Source organism: Pediococcus stilesii (genome assembly GCF_001437075.1).
In the GTDB taxonomy this organism is placed as follows: Bacteria; Bacillota; Bacilli; order Lactobacillales; family Lactobacillaceae; genus Pediococcus; species Pediococcus stilesii.
Genome location: NZ_JQBX01000003.1, coordinates 75379 through 91564 on the forward strand (window position 1 = coordinate 75379; position 16186 = coordinate 91564).

Genomic DNA, 16186 nt, shown 5'->3' on the forward strand with positions numbered 1-16186 from the left:
CGGCTCATTTACCGACTTTAAAGACTTTTACCAAATATCAGTATTATCAATTTGTTCTTGAATCTGACCAACATTATCACCATCAGCTAGAATGTAGCCAATGTGTGCTTTGTCTTCATTTTCGTTAACCTGTGGATAAAAATGAAAATGCCAATTATCCTTAATTAACCATTGTGTTTTTATTTTCTGCATTTGGTGATCCGAAATATTTAACATAACCGTTGGAACTTGGAGCCGAATGTCACTAATGAGCATTCCACTCAAAGCTCGTAGCGTTTCCTCGTACACCGTCGTGTTGGAAGCTAAATTGAAAATATTTTGTGAACGGTGAATTCCGGGAATCAATCGTTTTAAATAAACTTCATCATTATGAATATAAAATACAATTGAAAATACCCCAACATAATCAATGAAGTTAGCAATTTTGGTTGCTGCTTCCAATAAATTATTTTGAATTCGAGGGTCGACGTCGAGTGGTACTTTCGTTTCTTTTAAATGGTGATCTTGATAGATGTTTTCGACCATCGGAAACATTTTTTGTCGGTGATTTTGATCTTTAACAACACTGACTGCGACCTCATCGCCTTCATCCATCCAGGACTGAAGTAAGTAAGTTCCTCTTTCAAGTAAAGGACTAGCCTTAGGCAAATCCATTTCGCTTTCTAGCAATAGCCCCTCTTCTGTCAATGGATCCTTTAGAATTGGTCGAAGAATTGCTGGGTAGCCAATCTCAGCGATCGACTCGTAAAGGTCATCTAAATCAACAATCGTAACGTATGGTGCCACCTTGATACCAAGTTGTTCAATCGAAGCCTTCTCGATAATTCGATCTTGGTTTAGCTCTAATAATTTTACGCCTTGTGGTATCGACACAAACTGTTGTAAGTACTGGATTGTTTTGATATCAATCATTTCAGATTCATACAAAACAATCTTACATTTTTGTGCAAAACGTTGAAGCTTTTCTCCATCATGAATACTGCCGATGAAACTTGCATCCGCATAATGACTAACTTCATTTTTTTCGGAAGTAACATACGTTGCAACCTTAAATCCCATTGATTTGGCTGTCGCCACCAGTTGTACGCTTGAACGTCCTTCACCAATGATACCAATCATATCTCCTGGATAAATAATCTTTCTAGAAGTAATTACTTCGTTTTCCACTTTAACTCATCCCGCCTGTTCATCAATCTCTTAAATCCATCTTATTCAAATTCAACTCGTCCATCGTCCGTTAACGCTTTAATTCGAGCTAACGATTCCAACTGAACACCACGATCTTTAATAATCTGATTTCCCTTTTGGAAAGTTTTTTCAATAACAATTCCAACTCCAACAACATCAATGCTAGCGGCATCAGCAATGTCAAAAAGTCCAGAAACTGCTTGCCCATTAGCTAAAAAGTCATCAATAATTAGAACCCGATCATCTTTGTCAATAAATCGCTTTGAAATTGAAATTTGATTACTAGTTTGTTTTGTATATGAATATACAGAAGCCGTGTACAAATCGTCAGTGAGCGTCAAACTCTTATGCTTTCTAGCAAATACCACCGGAACGTTCATTGCTAAACCAGTCATTACGGCGGGGGCAATCCCTGAAGATTCAACCGTTAAAATTTTAGTTACCTTTTGGTCTTTAAATAGTCGACCAAACTCTTTACCAATTTCAAACATTAGTTGTGGATCAACCTGGTGATTTAAAAAACCATCGACTTTTAAAACATTATTTGGAAGTACGATCCCTTCGGATTTAATCTTATCTTCAAGTAACTTCATAATATCCCCCTATTTATCGTAATTATCTAACCCATATTTTTGGATTAATTCAATCAGTTTTTCCGGATAATCCGGATCTGTTGCATATTGTGAATCGTACAACGCTTGAGCAGCCTGTTTGTAGTTTGTCGCCGAAACTACCGTGGCGTACTGTTGCGGATTCCAATTAGTCCCATTAACCAAAAGAAGTGAGTGGTCCCGCATTGACTCTTGCCAAGACGAATACACTCTAAAACGAGCCGAAATTGTAACCCACTTTCCATTAACAAATTCTTGAGTTTTAAAGTATTTACTATTGGAATCCGAATCACCCTTAATTCCATAGTAATTATTAAACTTTTTTGAAAGCGTGCTTTCACCCCAGTTTGACTCTAAAATTGCTTGAGCCATCGTAATACTGGATAAAACACCGTATTGTCGTTGCATTTGTTGAGCATACGGAGCAATCGTTTTAATAAACTTTTCATGCTGTCCAGCGGTGGCATCCACGGTAGTGACCGCAGTGCTATTCAGGTTACTAACCCGATTGACATAAATTCGCATGCCTACCGCAACAACAAAGCACCCTAATAAAAGAGCGCCGATTAAACTTGAAACGCGCAGTTGGCCTTGATTATAGAAAAAACCGTTTTTTCGTTTTCTTTTTTTCTTCGCCACTAGTGGTCAGGACCCTCCATTTTGGTGTACATATTTAGTGTAACTGAACCGTTTAAAAAATCATAGTCCTTCAACTATGATTCAAGGTAAAAATATAGCTTTTTTAACTATTTTTTCGGACTTTTAAATCGTTCTTGTCCAAACTTCGAAAATTTTAGCAGTGGAATTGAAATTAGTGGTGCAATTATACCAGCCGCAATTGCTTCAGGAATTCCATGCGCACCAGCAACCGTCAGCAAGTATGGCATTAATTCTTTGATATTAAGTGCTGAATAGACGTTGGAACCATTATGAAAGAAAACATAAATCATGCTTAAAACTAGAACGGTATTAACCAGTGAACCCACCACTGAACCAACAATAATCGCGGGCTGTTGCTTCATGTTCAAATTAATTAGCCAATTAATTAACGCACCCGCAACTAGTCCGATTAGAATTCGAGGAACAACTGATACCATCGGATTAACCATCACGACGTTCCCCAAGGCACTAGAGGTTACTGTGATTGCTCGCAACCAATCAACCAGTCCCCAAATTCCACCCACGATTGCTCCATCAACCGGACCTAATACAGTCGCAGCGATTATCACCGTTATGTGAATCGTCGTAATTTCTAAAGGCCCAACTGGAATATATCCAATTAACGGAACATAATTTTGAATAATTATAATTGCGGCAAATAGCGCTAAAATACTAATCTTACCGGCATTCGTTTTCCTCGTCATTATAAGCTCCTTACTGTAAAAAACATTGAACATATTATATCATGAAGTTGGTAAATCAAAGGAGGCTTACGCATGAAAATATATATATCTAACCAGATTCCCAATCAAATTCGAGAAAATTTACCACAAAATAATGTGACATACCTTAATAGTTCGTCTATTACTGAATCTGATTATTCTCAAATTGAAGTAGCTTGGGGACTTGATGCAACTGTTAAAGATATTTTGAACCAGAACGATCACCGCTTAAAGTGGATTCAGTCGTTTAGCGCCGGTGTAGATTACTTTCCAAAAGAACAAATTGCAAGTCAAAATATTATGGTAACCAATACAAGTGGCGTTCATAGCGTCGCGATAGCTAACACCACACTTTTATATGCATTATTCTTTAATCGTGATCTAAACTTGGCACTCGACATGCGTAATCAAAAGCAGTGGAACGACAAGCGTAATTATAATCAACTTGGATTATTAACAAAGAAGCGTTGGTTAATTTTTGGTACCGGTCATATTGGAAGTGAAATTGCTCGAGAAGTTCGCCTACTGGGTGGGACAACGGTCGGTGTTAACCATACTGGACATTCTGCCGAAAATTTTGATTCAACCGTTTCAGATACCAACTACGATAGTGAATTAAAAAAAGCCGATATTGTTGTTAACATATTACCTCTAACAGATGAAACGCATCATATGTTTAATGCCGACTTTTTTGAAAAATTAGATCATCTGTTTCTTTTCATTAATGTCGGCCGGGGTCCTTCCGTTAATACTGCGGATCTCATTGACGCCCTTGATTCAGGCAGAGTCGAACATGCAGCTCTAGACGTTTTCGAAGAAGAACCGCTCCCTTCTAGCAGTCCTTTATGGAATTATAAACAAGTACTAATCACACCACATAACTCGTCGGTGAGTTCAGAAATGCTTCCAGGAGTCAAAGAAGTCTTTTTGACAAACCTTAAATCATTTTTAAAAGATGGAAAGCCTTCTGAAAAAATTGTTGACCTATCAAAGGGATATTAATTTTAGGATGGAGAAAATTTACAAATGAACCTAGATTACAATGCTTTTTCAAACTCTGTATTGTCGGCCATGGTTGATGATCATTTTCCGGCACAAACGGAGTTTACACCACAATTGGTACTAAACTCTGAAGACGAGCAAGTTAAAACCCATATTGAACAAGAGTTACGAACATGTTCAGGCTTCACGTTTGCCGTCGCATTTATTTCAAATGCCGTGTTAACTGATTTAAAAGTTCAATTTGCTGATCTGGCAACTAAAAATATTCATGGGCGCATTTTAACTTCAACTTATTTAGGGTTCAACCAGCCTAAAGTTTTTCAAGAACTGCTAAAAATTCCAAACTTAGAAGTCCGCGTTTTAGATCAAAACGCGGATTTTCATGCAAAAGGATATATTTTTAATAAATCAGACTACCAAACCACCATTATTGGCAGTTCGAATTTAACCAGCAACGCTTTAATTAAAAATTACGAATGGAACATTAAATTTTCATCTTTAGAAAATGGCGCGTTAACCACTAAAATCAACCAGCAAATTGAAGCGGAGTGGCAAACAGCCCATCCCCTGACTTCAGATTGGATTGATCAATATTCTGAATACTACCAATCGATTAGCAGCCTGAAGCCTAAAAACGTTCCAGTTTTTCAAGCAGAAGCCAAAACAAATTTAAAATCTTTGCAGCCAAATAAAATGCAAAAAGACGCCTTGCAAGCTCTTCAAAGTCTTCGCCAAAGCGGTCAAAAAAAGGGACTAGTGGTTTCGGCCACGGGGACCGGTAAAACTTATTTAGGAGCCTTTGATGTACAAAATTTTGCTCCTCAAAAATTTTTATTTGTTGTTCATCGTGAACAGATTCTGAATAAAGCAATTAAAAGCTTTCAAAAAATCCTTGGCGGACCCCAGTCAGATTACGGAGTTCTTTCTGGAAATATCAAAGAAACTAATCGAAAATATTTATTTGCAACCATTCAAACCTTGTCTCAAGAAAAAACTCTTAGCCAATTTGATCCACAGGCTTTTGACTATATTCTGGTTGATGAGGCTCACAAGACGGGAGCAAAGTCTTATCGCTCGGTCATCAATTATTTCCAGCCGCAATTCATGTTGGGAATGACTGCCACTCCTGAAAGAACCGACGATTTTAATATTTATGAACTTTTTGATTACAACATTGCCTATGAAATTCGTTTGCAAGATGCCATTGAAGAAAACATGCTTAGCCAATTTCACTACATTGGAATCACAGACTACGAGTTTAATGGTGAACCCGTTATTAACGATCAAACACCGCTGAAACACCTCGTTTCTGAAGAACGAATGCAATATGTTGAACAACAATTAGATTATTACGGTCATGATGGGGACCAAATTTATGGTCTGATTTTTTGTAGTCGAAAAGATGAAGCTCGAGAAGTTGCTAAAATAATGTCAGCCAAGGGGCATCCTTCAATTGCCTTAACTGGAGATGATTCAATTCAGCAACGGGAAAAAGTTATCAATGAATTTGAACACGGAAAGTTAGATTATATTGTAACCGTTGATATCTTTAATGAAGGAATTGATATCCCCAAAGTGAATCAAGTTATTATGCTCAGAAATACAGAATCGAGTATTATTTTTATTCAACAGTTAGGACGTGGTCTTCGCAAATATCCCAACAAAGAATTCGTAACCATTATTGATTTTATTGGGAATTACCAAAATAACTACCTGATTCCAATTGCATTAACGGGAGACCAATCGATGAATAAAAATAATCTCCGCAGCCATGTATTAATTGATCAAACAATCGGACTATCTTCGATTAATTTCAGCGAAATCGCACGAGAACGTATCTATAATTCCATTAATAGTAGTAATTTAACCCTACTATCAAAGCTTCGTGATTCCTATATTAATCTTAAAAACAGACTTGGACGTCGACCGCTACTTGGTGACTTTCAGAAAATAGGTTCCCTCGATGCACAGGTACTAATTGATAAATACGGAAATTACCACCAATTTTTGTTAAAAATGCACGATGCCTTAAATCTATCCGAACTTGAGGATCATTTTTTACGGCTCGTTTCAAGAGAGTTTTCAAACGGCATGCGTATTCATGAGTTGGTGTTGCTCAAGCAACTGCTTGAACGTTCATCCCCATATCCGCAAAGTGACTACCTAAATGAATTACGGAGCCTACACACTTACACGGATCCGACAACGATTTCTTCCGTTGAAAGTCACCTCAATTTGAGTTATTTTCAACCAAATGATCAAAAAAAATATGGTAGCTTGCCTTACGTTACTGTTAAAAATCATTCATACATGTTGGACTCACGTATAGTGGATATGTATCACAAAAACTCCTACTTTAGAAGCTTAGTTGATGATGCGCTAAATATTGGTTTTTTAAACAGCCAAAAATATTTATCTAATCAAAAATTCACTATTAATAAAAAATACACACGTCGAAATGTTAATAGTCTATTAGGATGGCCAACGGATCAATCTTCCGCAATTTATGGTTATAAAGAAAAAATGGGATTCTGTCCGATGTTTGTTACGTACCAAAAGCGAGTGGATATTCCGGATGAATTGAATCATAACAATATTTTTTTCAATTCTACTACCCTCAGCTGGTACACCAAAAGTCCACGTCGACTTGATTCAAACGAAGTTGTTCGCCTATTCGATGGAAACAAAAACGATACCATCGATTTGATGCTTTTTGTTAAAAAAAATGATGATGAAGGATCTGATTTTTATTATCTAGGACAGGTTGACTTTGATTTCGACTCCATCGAGCAACAATTTCGTACTATTAAAGGCAAAGAAAAGCCTATTGTTAAGGCTAACTTGAACCTTCGAGCTCCTGTCGATTACAATTTATTTCTGAATTTAACTAACTAATCTTGTCCTATACTTTCAAAAGGACCAATGAAAGCAGGTAAGACATATCCATTCTGTCTTGCCTGCTTTTTTAACTGGCCGAGGATGATGCACGCTGCTTTTGAGAGAGCCGTGAACATTATTTCATGTAACATTTTGTGATTAACACATCCTTATCGATATGTTATAGTGTATTTAAAGTTCCTAATAAGCTAAAAATTTTAACGATTTCTTTTCGTTTTGATTTCTTGGATCTCAGTTCGTGCCAAATCGTTTAAATCGATATCTAAGTAAAGGGTCAATGCGAACATGGCCTCAATTGACATCCGTTTTGGTAGAGGTGTTAGATCATCTTCATATCTAGATAGCATACTGGTTGATATATCAATTCCATATTCATCGTGAATTTTACGAATTAATTCAATCTGTGATAGTTTCTTTTCTTTACGAGCGCTCCTTAAAATAGAACCAAAAGTCAAGGTAGGTCCTCCTATGTTGATAGATGTTTTAATTTCGATACATTAATATCAATTAAAGTACAAAACGTTGATGGATAAGCCTTTTTAGGGCTATAATCCCGTAAGAGGAATCTTTAAACGGGATAATACAAAATGACGGGATGGTGATCTTTGTGAATTATGATTACCCTACCTCACGGGAGGTACTGGGTTACTTAAAAACCAAGCAAATCAAACAAGAAGATGTCGCTAACTTTTTGGGCATTGGTCGAACTACATTAAACAGAAAGTTGAACGGTGCAAGTGAATTTAAAATTTCAGAAATAAAACAAATTCATGACCAATTTAACGTCCCCTTCGAAAAGTTTTTCAAAGATATTAACTAACATTTAAAAAGATAATTACTGTTAATTCAACCTGTAAATAATAATCTACACACAATCTTATTATAAAATTAAATTGGTATTGCAATGGCCTTGTTCGAAGTTCTAGCAGGTTTCCCCATGCTTACTATATTTGGCTGTTGCAATAAATAACCCGTACAAAGTGTTGTGCAGCACTTTGTACGGGTTTTCTTCACATATTAGGTTTATATAATTAATCTAGCGGTCCCTTACCAAGGTAAGCGCTAATCATCCAAATCCACTTGTCAACATCGGCTTTAAAGCCGTTAAGCATATCCTGAGTAGAAAAGTCTTTTTCCTCGTCTGAAACTTCCATTCCAATTCGATACTGTTTGCCTAAGTACCCAAATTGATCATCTAAACGTTGCATTAATTCTGGTAAAGAATATTGATTCCATGCAATTTTGTCATCAGGTAATCCGGTATGTTCAATGAACTCATGCGTTGTTGCATATGGCGTTCCACCTAAAGCAATCAATCGTTCCGCAATTTCATCCAATTGTTCGTCTAAATCTTCATTGTAGCTATCCATTTGTGGATGAAGTCTAAAGAATTCTGAGCCCCTCATGTACCAATGGATTTGTTGAATATTAGTTTCTAACTGACTGATATCAGCAATTAACTGATTTAGCTGTGCCATTGTCTTTGGAAATTGTAATTCGCGTTCTGCCATCCTAACAGCTCCTCTCAAAATATAAACTACTTTTATTACGCTTTTAGTATAAATGAAAAGGCTTTCTTTATCAAGAAAATCGGACTGAACCATTAAAAAAATGATCTTTCACAGTTTTAATCTGTAAAAGATCATTTTCAATCTAACCTAAAAATCAAATCAAGCGTCTGACTTCAGTGGCGTTTTGCTTGCTCGTTTCAACCCGTCGTTAACAACCTGTGCAAAAATAACATCCCCCTCATGTCGTCCAGCAAAATGGACACCATCCGTTCCCTTAAAAACATCCGGGTGTTTGGCGGCCATCTTCTGCCAATCAGCAATCGTTATGAATGAATATTTTTTAGGCAACGTTCGTTCGAAATCCGCCAACTTTGATGAATTCCAATCCGGCTCTGCTCGTTGATCATACGGGGTTACAAGAATTAGTCGATGTCCTGGCGCTAAATCATGAATCAACTTGAGTAACTGTTTATCAGTTCCATCAAGCGCGTTCGTTCCGATTGAAATCACAACATTTTGCCGAAGAACACCATTTTTTTGCTGCGCAATCATCACTTTATACGCTAAGTCCATCGTTCGCTCACCTTTAGCGTCAATTGTACTATCCTTAACATTCTTTCCAAGATAATCGCGTGTTCCCAGAGTTACACTATCTCCGATGATTGAAGCTCCCTTTGGAATTTTCCCGCTAGAAGCCGCAAAGACCTGCTTAGGTTTTGCAGATGCGAGAATCACATCTTTTGTGGTGGTCATTTGATCAACCGATTGTTTTAATCCACCAACCCACAAATTTTGCTCCAAACTGGTTAAATTCGGTGCTTTGACTGAGGTATACGTAGCAACTGCGATCAATCCAACCGTGACAATGGTTAACGGCACCGTAACCCTTGATAATTTCACATTTTTAAGGACCCGCGGATGTTTTCCTGCAATTAAGGGTTCAATTACGTAGTAGGATAAGGCGGAGAATGGAACCCCCACGATAACCGTTAGCAATGCTGCTTCAGGAACACTCATTAATTTAGAAAAAATTACGAACAAGGGCCAATGATATAAGTACATACTGTAACTAATATCAGCAATAAAGGTTGCCCACTTTGGCTCGTTTACATTAGGCGTGGCATTGTGTAAACATCTAGTGAGAAAAATAGCCAAGGCAGCCAAGACGCTGGCTTCTAATATTCCACCCGTATAAGTAGTTCTATTGGTAAATTGAAGCTGCAAGCCAAGCATTCCTAAATCAAAAAAAGTTAGTAATAATGCAATTGTAACTAACCACGCGTTGGACTTCTTTAACAACCAATCAAACGGTGCCGTAACATATTTAATACCTGTCAAACTTGCCAAAGTTGCTCCAACAAAGAACGGAAAGCTATGCGTTAAACTTGAAAAATACACTCGTGAAAAGTCGGATAAACCGGCACTGTTGCGAGCCATTAAAATACTGCTACCAATGGCCAATCCAAGCGATATAATCCCAATTGACCATCTAAAAAGATGATTTTTTGTTTTTAAATTAATATTTAGTCTGCGAATAATTCCGGTAACGATGGCAATTAATAGTCCCCATATTAAGTAAAAATGCATTTCGACGGCTAATGACCATGTATGAACAAATAAATGTGGGATAAACTTGCTCTCATAGCTCCCACCCGTTGCAATCTCGAAATAATTCGTCGTAAATCCAATTGCAGCGGCAATTTGGCGGCCCAACCCCGTAATGTAGTCGGGACTAACCAAGTAGGTTAATGGGACAACCACCAAAACGGATAAAACTAGTGGTGGAACAATTCGATAAAATCGACGTCGGTAAAAGGCAATTAATTTAAATTTTCCCTTACCAAAAAACTCATCAATCATTAATGCTGTAATTAAAAAACCTGAAAAAGTAAAAAATATATCAACTCCGATAAATCCACCCGGATAAGCATTTTTAAAGAAATGATACGTTAAAACCGATAGTAACCCAGCTATTCTGACAAAGCTAAACCATTTAATTCGCATGACGGAGTTCTCCTTTACTAAAAGTACCTGAATATTTTTTATGGTTTGCTGTTGTTAAAGTGCCTGATCCGTCGGGTACTCCTGCATTAAAATTACCCTTATATTGCCAATTCTGATGCGATGTAAAAGTACCCTTTCCTGAGAACTGGCCATTCTTAAAGTAACCAACGTAGCGATCATGATTTGCCAAACTCAACTTACCATAGCCGTTAAACTTACCTTTTAACATGCTACCATCATAGCTAATCTTATTATTATCTAATGTATAATGCGCATTTTTTTTACTGGGTGTTGTCAGGCTGTATGTCGCCATTAACACTAAAAACATCACCGTCAGTATTTCCAAAAAAGTTCTTCTTTTCATTATTCAGTTTCACCCGCGGTTAACATTACAGCTAGATTGACGACGCAACTTGTAATCTTTAGCATTGTAAACTCCTCCATCTTTTACTTCAAAAGTTTTTCGTATGCTAATTAAAATAAATTTACTCCGTTTTAAAAAAACACACCTATCTTAAATAGTATTTAAAAAAATAATAAGTGTCAATGTTCATTGCAATCTAAGTTTTCTTATTAACATCAATAGCTAACTTTAAATTAAAAAAATTGCATAGGTTTGATATCAACTCTTTTAAAATATATGCTTATAACTGGCTAGTCGATCAATTATTTATCCAAAATAATAATTATGAATATTCTTCCAATTCTATTGTTAACAAATGGTTTTCAGCATTATCAGTCACTTTTTTGCAAAAAAAAAACATCTACAAAAAGTAGATGTCTTTTGAACGCTGATATATTGAATATTAACGTTTTGAGAATTGAGCTGCCTTACGAGCTTTCTTAAGACCGTATTTCTTACGTTCCTTCATACGAGGGTCACGAGTAAGAAGACCAGCTTTTTTCAATGGTGCACGGAAATCAGGATCAACATCCAAAAGTGCACGAGCGATACCATGACGGATTGCTCCAGATTGTCCTGAGAATCCACCACCATTAACGTTAGCAATAACGTCATAGTTACCAGATGTTTCAGTTACACCAAATGGTTGAACAACTACTTGACGTAAGTTTGCAAATGGAATGTATTCTTCAATCGGACGATCATTTACTGTGATTTTACCGGTTCCCGGTACAAGACGTACACGAGCAACGGAGTTTTTACGACGGCCAGTGCCGCGATATTGTGCTTCAGCCAAAATTCAATTCCTCCTTAAATTAAGTTCGTGATGTCAAGCTTTTCTGGGTTTTGAGCTTGATGATTATGTTCTGAACCAGCATAAACATGCAATTTCAAAGCTTGCTTACGACCAAGAGTGTTATGTGGAAGCATACCCTTAACAGATGTTTCGATCAAACGTTCAGGGGTCTTTTCACGCATTTCACCAGCAGTCTTAGACTTAATACCACCTGGATGCAATGTATGATGGTAATAAATCTTACCAGTAGTCTTACGACCAGTTAATTTAATTTTTTCAGCATTGATAACGATAACGAAGTCACCAGTATCCACATTAGGAGTGAATGTTGGTTTATTCTTACCACGCAAAATAGATGCAACAACTGTTGAAAGACGTCCCAAAGGAATGTCTGTAGCATCAACGATATACCATTTACGTTCTACTTCACCTGGTTTAGCCAAATATGTTGTACGCACTTGAATTTCCTCCAATTTCTGTTTTGTTTAACTCAACTTTAATAAGTTTCCGGGGCCTATTTTGTGGAGGTAAACAATACCAACTTCCATTATATTAACAGTCCCGTTCAAAGTCAATCAAAAATCTAATAATCTACTTCTTTTAAATATAAACCGCTTGCGGGTGCCGTTCCGCGCGCCTGATCTCGATCTTTCACCTCTAATAACCGTGGAATATCATCAACTGGTCGACGTTCGCTTCCAATCTCTGCTAATACGGCCACCATAATTCGAACCATATTATATAGAAAGCCGTTACCGTAAAACTCAAAAATAATTTCATTTTGCGCTTTATCCTCTCGAACGGACGCCTGATATATTGTTCGAACATGACTCTTTACTGTGCTACCTGAAGCCACAAAGCTTGAAAAATCATGGGTTCCTTCTAAATCTTTAATGGCATTTTCAATTAATTCAATTTTAACCGGAAATTTCCAATGACCTGTGTAATTTCGTTTAAAAGGATCCACAAATTTCCCCAAAGCCATTCGGTATTCATATTTTTTCCCATGAGTTGTGAAACGAGCATGAAAATTTTGGTCAACAATTTCTACTTTTTTAACCACTGTATCTAGAGGTAGTATACTATTTAAAGCATTTAACATGTTTACTTCTGACATTTCAATTGGTAAGTCGAAATGCACCACCTGCCCCAAAGCATGAACTCCAGAGTCGGTTCTCCCCGAGCCATAAATTTGAATCTCAGGTGTTGGCTCTTTTGCAATTTTATTTACAGCTTTTTTTAACACACCTTCAACGGTTCGTTGATTCGGTTGCGCTTGAAATCCTGCAAATTTAGTGCCATCGTAAGCTAAAATAATTTTGTATCGCATTCCTAACTCCAATTTCTAAGTAATAGTACACTCATCGTTGCAATAATCATAAATATAGTGCCTAAAATGTCATTTTTTGTATAATTTAAGACTCGGTATTTACTGCGTCCTTCACCACCTTGATATCCTCGGGCTTCCATCGCCGTTGCGAGTTCTTCTGCTCGACTAAAAGCACTCTCGAAAAGTGGTATTAAGATTGAAACTAGTTTTTTTAACCTGGTCATTATCGATCCGGAACTAAAATTCGCTCCTCTTGAACGCTGCGCATTCAAAATTTTTTCAGTTTCATCAATGAGCGTTGGCACAAAACGTAACGCAATCGAAAGCATGAGCGCCATTTCATAGACGGGAAAATGTAATTTTTTTAACGGCATAAAAAGTGATTCAATTGCTCCAGATATCTCTAATGGAGACGTCGATAAGGTTAAGACAGTTGAAACTAAAATAATAAGAATAAACCGAATTGCAATGTAAATGGCATTCAGCAATCCATTGCTAGTAATGGATAAGATTCCCCAATGCCAATATACCTGTCCTCCCACGCCGAAGAAGACCTGTATTATCATCGTTAATAGAATCACACCAATTAAGGGTTTCACACCGTCCCAGAAGAATTTAGGGGCAATAGATGATGATCCAATAATAATGATGGCAATCAAAAAACTAGTTCCATATGCTAACCAGGAATTGGACATAAAAACCGCAATAATATACAGCAAACTTAAAACTAGTTTTGCCCTTGGGTCCATTTTATGAATAAAAGAATTTCCTGGAACATAACGTCCAAATAGAATTTTATTCATGACGATTTCCCTTCCCTTCCAGATTAATAATCTGATCTACTAATTCTCCCATATCAAGAGGGATTTTTTTAAATTGAACACCATGTGAAATTAATTTTTGAGCAAAATTTGCTGCGCTAGGAAGTCCTAGTTGGTGATTTATTAACCACTCTGTATCACTAAAAACCTCCGTAGGCGTTCCAATCTTAGCAACAGAACCGCGATCCATCACGATCACGTTGTCAGCAAAATTCGCAACATCATCCATTTGATGCGTAACCAATAAGATTGTCAATTTTTCTTTTTGATGTAATTCTGCGAAAAGTTCCATCATTTCTCGTCGACCTTGTGGATCAAGCCCCGCAGTCGGTTCATCTAAAATTAAAATCTTCGGATTAGTAGCCAAAATACCCGCAATTGCAACCCGACGCATCTGTCCTCCCGAAAGTTCAAACGGTGATTTATCCCAAAATTCTTGCGGCATTTTAACCTTTTGTAACGCAGATTCAGCACGTTTTTGTGCTTCTTCGTTAGTTACCCCAAAATTAATTGGTCCAAACTTGACGTCCTCAATGACCGACTCGGCGAAAAGCTGACTTTCTGGAAATTGGAAAACAATCCCAACATGTTGTCTAAGATGAACGAGTTCTTTATTTTTAGTAGTGCCAGTGATTGTTTGATCATCAACAACTACTTCTCCAGTAGTTGGTTTCAATAGCCCATTAACGTGTTGAATCAGTGTGGACTTTCCACTCCCTGTGTGTCCAATAATGGCGGTATAGGAGCCGTCCGGAATCGTCAGATTAATATCCTTTAAGGATAAATTTTCAAAGGGTGTATGCGCTTGATATATAAAGTCTACGCTTTTAAAAGTGATTGCCATAGCCACTCCTCCAAACCTTTTTCATTCATTTTTAGCTCTTCTGGAAGAAAGACACCCTTTTGTTTTAAATCATCAAATAATTGCGCACTAAATGGCTGTTCTAATCCAGTTATTTTTAACATTTCATTATCTTTAAACACATCTTTTGGCGCACCAGTTTCAACTACTTTGCCGTCATTGATAACAACCACGTGATCAGAAAGCATCGCCTCACTAACGTCATGTGTAATAGAAAGCACTGTTAGGTTGTTTTCACGATGAATTTCGTTAATTAATTCAATAATCTCATGACGTCCCTGTGGATCGAGCATGCTCGTTGCTTCATCTAAAATAATTATTTTAGGTTTTGATGCTAACACTCCTGCGATTGCAACTCGTTGCTTTTGTCCGCCCGAAAGTTGGTCAGGCTGTCGTTCCTTAAAATCGGTCATTCGTACTTTTTCCAATACGTCCGCAACAATGGAATGCATTTGTGCAGTTTCAACGCCCAAGTTTTCGAGTCCGAAGGCAACATCATCCTCAACGGTTGCTCCAACAAATTGATTATCCGGATTTTGAAAAATCATGCCAATTCTTTTTCGGATGTCCCATACTGTATCGTCGGATAATGTAATCCCGTCAACAGTGATTGCCCCATCGCTAAAAGTCATCAGTCCATCAATTGAACGGGCAAGGGTACTTTTACCACTACCATTGTGTCCGACGATTGACGTCCATGTACCCCTTTTAATTGATAATGAAACATTATCAAGGGCTTTTTTTTCGCCACCATTAGCATATTTATACGTTAAATTCTTTACGTTAATTATGTTATCCAAGATTCCTATCTCCCTAAACAATATGGAACTAATTTTATCATTGTATACAAAAAAAATCACTGAAGATAGTGGTAGCAAGTTAAAAACTCGCCGTGGGCTAGACTAGGATTTCTCCAACATCGTAACACCCTACCAATATCTTAAGTGATAGATTTTGTTATTATTAAAATCGTTTTAAATTAATTAATCAACTAATTCTAAAACAACCATTGGGGCACCGTCTCCGCGGCGTGGCATCGTCTTGTAGATACGAGTATATCCACCTTTACGATCAGCATAACGTGGAGCTAAATCAGCAAAAAGTTTTTGAAGTGCTGAAGAAACCTTAACGTCCTCTCCATCTTCTGTAACATCTGCAACGATATTACGAACAAATGCTGCAGCTTGACGACGGGCATGTAAGTCGCCACGCTTACCCAATGTGATCATTTTTTCAGTAGTAGAACGAACTTCCTTAGCGCGTGCTTCAGTTGTAACGATCTTTTCATTAACAATTAATTCTGTTGTGAGATCGCGAAGCAACGCTTTACGTTGGGAGCTTGTACGACCTAATTTACGATAACTCATCTATGGGAACC

Annotated in this window: 18 protein-coding genes; 3 read left to right on the forward strand and 15 right to left on the reverse strand. The window is 37.3% G+C overall.

The window, feature by feature from the left end:
* Positions 1 to 27 precede the first annotated feature (27 nt).
* The 4 genes from IV81_RS01945 to IV81_RS01960 all read right to left on the reverse strand — a co-directional run bounded on the left by IV81_RS01945 (position 28) and on the right by IV81_RS01960 (position 3163).
* Positions 28 to 1167: an ATP-grasp domain-containing protein gene (locus IV81_RS01945; protein ID WP_057801750.1), complete on the reverse strand. Its 1140-nt coding sequence runs from the start codon at positions 1165 to 1167 to the stop codon at positions 28 to 30.
* Between the two features lie 41 nt (positions 1168 to 1208).
* Positions 1209 to 1781 carry a xanthine phosphoribosyltransferase gene (locus IV81_RS01950; protein ID WP_057801752.1) on the reverse strand — a complete coding sequence of 191 codons (573 nt, stop codon included), beginning with the start codon at positions 1779 to 1781 and terminating at the stop codon, positions 1209 to 1211.
* Between the two features lie 9 nt (positions 1782 to 1790).
* Positions 1791 to 2438, reverse strand: a complete 648-nt coding sequence (locus IV81_RS01955; RefSeq protein WP_057801754.1) for a glycoside hydrolase family 73 protein — start codon at positions 2436 to 2438, stop codon at positions 1791 to 1793.
* Positions 2439 to 2545: 107 nt separating this feature from the next.
* On the reverse strand, positions 2546 to 3163 hold the full coding sequence (locus IV81_RS01960) for an ECF transporter S component (RefSeq protein ID WP_057801756.1): 618 nt from the start codon (positions 3161 to 3163) through the stop codon (positions 2546 to 2548).
* Between the two features lie 72 nt (positions 3164 to 3235).
* On the opposite strand from IV81_RS01960, the gene IV81_RS01965 reads away from it, so the two are divergent.
* Together IV81_RS01965 and IV81_RS01970 are read left to right on the forward strand one after the other, a co-directional pair.
* Positions 3236 to 4183 (forward strand): NAD(P)-dependent oxidoreductase, encoded by a 948-nt coding sequence (locus IV81_RS01965; RefSeq protein ID WP_057801758.1) that lies wholly within the window; start codon positions 3236 to 3238, stop codon positions 4181 to 4183.
* Between the two features lie 24 nt (positions 4184 to 4207).
* Positions 4208 to 7078, forward strand: coding sequence for a DEAD/DEAH box helicase (locus IV81_RS01970; protein ID WP_057801760.1), 2871 nt, complete (start codon positions 4208 to 4210; stop codon positions 7076 to 7078).
* A gap of 200 nt (positions 7079 to 7278) precedes the next feature.
* On the opposite strand, the gene IV81_RS01975 is transcribed toward IV81_RS01970, so the two are convergent.
* Positions 7279 to 7536 carry a helix-turn-helix domain-containing protein gene (locus IV81_RS01975; RefSeq protein WP_057801761.1) on the reverse strand — a complete coding sequence of 86 codons (258 nt, stop codon included), beginning with the start codon at positions 7534 to 7536 and terminating at the stop codon, positions 7279 to 7281.
* Between the two features lie 152 nt (positions 7537 to 7688).
* On the opposite strand from IV81_RS01975, the gene IV81_RS01980 reads away from it, so the two are divergent.
* On the forward strand, positions 7689 to 7901 hold the full coding sequence (locus tag IV81_RS01980; protein ID WP_236696811.1) for a helix-turn-helix domain-containing protein: 213 nt from the start codon (positions 7689 to 7691) through the stop codon (positions 7899 to 7901).
* 211 nt (positions 7902 to 8112) lie between these two features.
* Here IV81_RS01980 and IV81_RS01985 read toward each other — a convergent pair whose 3' ends face one another.
* The 10 genes from IV81_RS01985 to rplQ all read right to left on the reverse strand — a co-directional run bounded on the left by IV81_RS01985 (position 8113) and on the right by rplQ (position 16175).
* Entirely contained in the window at positions 8113 to 8592 is a 480-nt protein-coding gene (locus IV81_RS01985; RefSeq protein WP_057801765.1) for a Dps family protein, read from the reverse strand.
* A gap of 159 nt (positions 8593 to 8751) precedes the next feature.
* Positions 8752 to 10596 carry an acyltransferase family protein gene (locus IV81_RS01990; protein ID WP_057801767.1) on the reverse strand — a complete coding sequence of 615 codons (1845 nt, stop codon included), beginning with the start codon at positions 10594 to 10596 and terminating at the stop codon, positions 8752 to 8754.
* Entirely contained in the window at positions 10586 to 10960 is a 375-nt protein-coding gene (locus tag IV81_RS01995; protein WP_057801769.1) for an MORN repeat-containing protein, read from the reverse strand. Before IV81_RS01995 ends, IV81_RS01990 begins: the two co-directional genes overlap by 11 nt.
* A 442-nt stretch (positions 10961 to 11402) precedes the next feature.
* Positions 11403 to 11795, reverse strand: coding sequence for a 30S ribosomal protein S9 (rpsI, locus tag IV81_RS02000; RefSeq protein WP_057801771.1), 393 nt, complete (start codon positions 11793 to 11795; stop codon positions 11403 to 11405).
* A gap of 14 nt (positions 11796 to 11809) precedes the next feature.
* Positions 11810 to 12253, reverse strand: coding sequence for a 50S ribosomal protein L13 (gene rplM / locus IV81_RS02005; RefSeq protein WP_057801772.1), 444 nt, complete (start codon positions 12251 to 12253; stop codon positions 11810 to 11812).
* Positions 12254 to 12378: 125 nt separating this feature from the next.
* Positions 12379 to 13125: a tRNA pseudouridine(38-40) synthase TruA gene (gene truA / locus IV81_RS02010; protein WP_057801775.1), complete on the reverse strand. Its 747-nt coding sequence runs from the start codon at positions 13123 to 13125 to the stop codon at positions 12379 to 12381.
* Positions 13126 to 13127: 2 nt separating this feature from the next.
* Positions 13128 to 13928, reverse strand: coding sequence for an energy-coupling factor transporter transmembrane component T family protein (locus IV81_RS02015; RefSeq protein WP_057801777.1), 801 nt, complete (start codon positions 13926 to 13928; stop codon positions 13128 to 13130).
* Complete coding sequence (locus IV81_RS02020; protein WP_057801778.1) at positions 13921 to 14790, reverse strand: energy-coupling factor ABC transporter ATP-binding protein; 870 nt, start codon at positions 14788 to 14790, stop codon at positions 13921 to 13923. Before IV81_RS02020 ends, IV81_RS02015 begins: the two co-directional genes overlap by 8 nt.
* On the reverse strand, positions 14766 to 15608 hold the full coding sequence (locus IV81_RS02025; protein ID WP_057801780.1) for an energy-coupling factor transporter ATPase: 843 nt from the start codon (positions 15606 to 15608) through the stop codon (positions 14766 to 14768). Before IV81_RS02025 ends, IV81_RS02020 begins: the two co-directional genes overlap by 25 nt.
* Positions 15609 to 15791: 183 nt before the next feature.
* Positions 15792 to 16175 (reverse strand): 50S ribosomal protein L17, encoded by a 384-nt coding sequence (rplQ, locus tag IV81_RS02030; protein WP_057801782.1) that lies wholly within the window; start codon positions 16173 to 16175, stop codon positions 15792 to 15794.
* Positions 16176 to 16186 lie beyond the last annotated feature (11 nt).

Excerpts from the sequence above, each read along its gene's own strand:
- IV81_RS01970 (WP_057801760.1), top strand. The coding sequence starts at position 4,208 with ATGAACCTAGATTACAATGCTTTTTCAAACTCTGTATTGTCGGCCATG.
- rplQ (WP_057801782.1), bottom strand. The coding sequence starts at position 16,175 with ATGAGTTATCGTAAATTAGGTCGTACAAGCTCCCAACGTAAAGCGTTG.
- IV81_RS01965 (WP_057801758.1), top strand. The coding sequence starts at position 3,236 with ATGAAAATATATATATCTAACCAGATTCCCAATCAAATTCGAGAAAAT.
- IV81_RS02015 (WP_057801777.1), bottom strand. The coding sequence starts at position 13,928 with ATGAATAAAATTCTATTTGGACGTTATGTTCCAGGAAATTCTTTTATT.
- truA (WP_057801775.1), bottom strand. The coding sequence starts at position 13,125 with ATGCGATACAAAATTATTTTAGCTTACGATGGCACTAAATTTGCAGGA.
- IV81_RS02020 (WP_057801778.1), bottom strand. The coding sequence starts at position 14,790 with ATGGCAATCACTTTTAAAAGCGTAGACTTTATATATCAAGCGCATACA.
- IV81_RS01990 (WP_057801767.1), bottom strand. The coding sequence starts at position 10,596 with ATGCGAATTAAATGGTTTAGCTTTGTCAGAATAGCTGGGTTACTATCG.
- IV81_RS01960 (WP_057801756.1), bottom strand. The coding sequence starts at position 3,163 with ATGACGAGGAAAACGAATGCCGGTAAGATTAGTATTTTAGCGCTATTT.
- IV81_RS01950 (WP_057801752.1), bottom strand. The coding sequence starts at position 1,781 with ATGAAGTTACTTGAAGATAAGATTAAATCCGAAGGGATCGTACTTCCA.
- IV81_RS01985 (WP_057801765.1), bottom strand. The coding sequence starts at position 8,592 with ATGGCAGAACGCGAATTACAATTTCCAAAGACAATGGCACAGCTAAAT.
- IV81_RS01995 (WP_057801769.1), bottom strand. The coding sequence starts at position 10,960 with ATGAAAAGAAGAACTTTTTTGGAAATACTGACGGTGATGTTTTTAGTG.